This window comes from Mycobacterium sp. TH-M11, from assembly GCF_057473725.1.
In genome coordinates this window covers 1-2171 of record NZ_JBYCLD010000404.1, presented here as the reverse complement: position 1 = coordinate 2171, position 2171 = coordinate 1, and the positions used below count along the sequence as shown (strand labels likewise).

Sequence of the window (2171 nt, the reverse complement as noted above, 5' to 3'; positions counted from 1 at the left end):
CGAGAGCATGTACAGGTTGTCCTGATAGGTGGAGTGGAACGACCACTTGGAGTGCGGCGTCAGATACCTTACGGTGAGCCCGATCCCGTCCTTGGTCGGACCGAGCTCGGACTGACCGAACAACCGCGCCATGTCCAGGGGCGGGCGGAAGACGGGCAGGTGTTCGCCGAGTTCCTCGATCCAGTCGTGGGCCAGGTAGAAATGCATCCGCCCGGTCAGGGTGTGGAACGGCTTGAGGTTCTCGATGTTGACGGTGAACGGCGCGTAGCGCCGACCGCCCGTTTCGCTGCCCGACCACTCCGGGCTGGTGTTCACCTGGACCGGACGTGCCTGCGTGTCGGCATAGGTGATGCGGCGGTCCTCGTTGCCCTCGGCGAGGTGGGTGAGCCGCTGGCCGGTGCGCTTCTCGAGTTCGCGGAAGCCCTCGACCGCGAGCCGGCCGTTGCACGTTCCCGACAGCAGCAGCATGACGTCAGCCATCCGCTCGTCGGTGGTGACGGCCGGGCGGCCCTGCGCCGCACCGGAGTTCATCACCCCGAATTTGGCCGCGAGCTCGTCGACCTCACGGGTGGGGTGGACCGTGACACCCTTGGTGGTCAGCCCGAATCGGTCGACGAGCGGGCCCAGCGTCCGCCACTTGTCGTAGACGGCGGTGTAGTCGCGCTCCACGACGGTGAGCTTGGGCATGGTGCGCCCCGGTATCGGCGTCGCACCGGTGTGCAGCCAGTCGTTCTCGGTGCCGTCGGGATAGACCATCGCGTCGGGGGTGTCGTGTTCCAGGGCGCTGAGCACCACGTCGCTGCGGGTGCCCAGATGCTGTTTGGCCATCGCGCTGAAAGTTCGCGCAATCGCACCGAAAGCCTCGAAGTCCGAACGTGTTTCCCAGGGCGGATCGGTCGCGGCGCTGAACGCGTGCACGAACGGGTGCATGTCGGTGCTGGAGATGTCGGCCTTCTCATACCAGGTCGCGGCCGGCAGCACCACATCCGAGACCAGCGTCGTGGAGGTCTGCCGAAAGTCGATCGACATCAGCAGGTCGAGCTTGCCCTCGGGAATGTCTCCCTCGCACCTCACGTCGACGGGACGTATCCCGCCCTCGGGGGGCTCGGCCTGCACGTTGGAATCGGTGCCCAGCAGATGGCGCAGGAAATACTCGCCGCCCTTGCCCGACGAACCGATCAGGTTGGCCCGCCAGACCGTCAGCACGCGCGGCCAGTTGACCGGGTCGTCGGGATCGGTGACGGCCAGCTTGAGTTCGCGTTGACCGAGCCGCTCGGCGACGTACTCGGCGACGTCGCGGCCCGCGGCGTGGGCCTCGTCGGCGACGTCCAGGCTGGACCGGTCGAATTGCGGGTAGTACGGGCTCCAGCCCATGGCCGCCGCCGAGGCCAGCAGATCGATGGTGTGCTTGCCGGCGAACCGGCCCCGGCCGACCGGGCTGGCCAGCTTGTCGGCTTCGTAGTTGTCGTAGCGCCATTGGTCGGTGTGGGCGTACCAGTAGGAGGCTCCGGGGATCAGTCGCGGTGGGCGCACCCAGTCGGTGGCCATCGCCATGGTCTGGAATCCGGTGAGCGGACGGACTTTTTCCTGACCGACATAGTGCGCCCAGCCACCGCCGTTGCGTCCCATCGAGCCGGTCAGCATCAGCAGCGCCAGCACCGCGCGGTAGGTGGCATCGCCGTGGAACCACTGATTGATTCCACTGCCCATGATGATCATCGACCGGCCGCCGGATTCCTCGGCGTTGCGGGCGAATTCGCGCGCGACCCGGATGGCCTGTGCGGCCGAGACGCCGGTGATCGGCTCCTGCCAGGCCGGGGTGTTCTGCTGTGCCGCGTCGTCGTAGCCGGTGGGCCAGTCGCCCGGCAGCCCCGGCCGCGCGACCCCGTACTGGGCGAGCATCAGGTCGAACACCGTGCACACCAGATGCTCTCCGACGCGCCGTACCGGGATACCGCGCGCCACGGCCCTACCCTCGCCGTCGACCGTGTCGAAGCTGGGCAGATGTACCAGTGCCGTGCTGGGATCAGTGTTCGAGCCGTGCACGCTGAGGGCCGGCACCAGATCGCCGAGGTCCAGGTTCCACCGGCCGATGCCGTCCTCGCCGTAACGGAATCCCAGTGAGCCGTTGGGCACCGCCGCGGAGTCGGTCGCCTCGTCCCACACCGCGG

1 protein-coding gene is annotated in these 2171 nt (G+C 67.8%); it reads right to left on the bottom strand.

What is annotated here, in order from left to right; translation table 11 throughout:
• A partial coding sequence (locus AC2VOG_RS16030) for a molybdopterin-dependent oxidoreductase (protein ID WP_486940860.1) occupies nt 1-2171 on the bottom strand: 2171 nt, incomplete at both ends.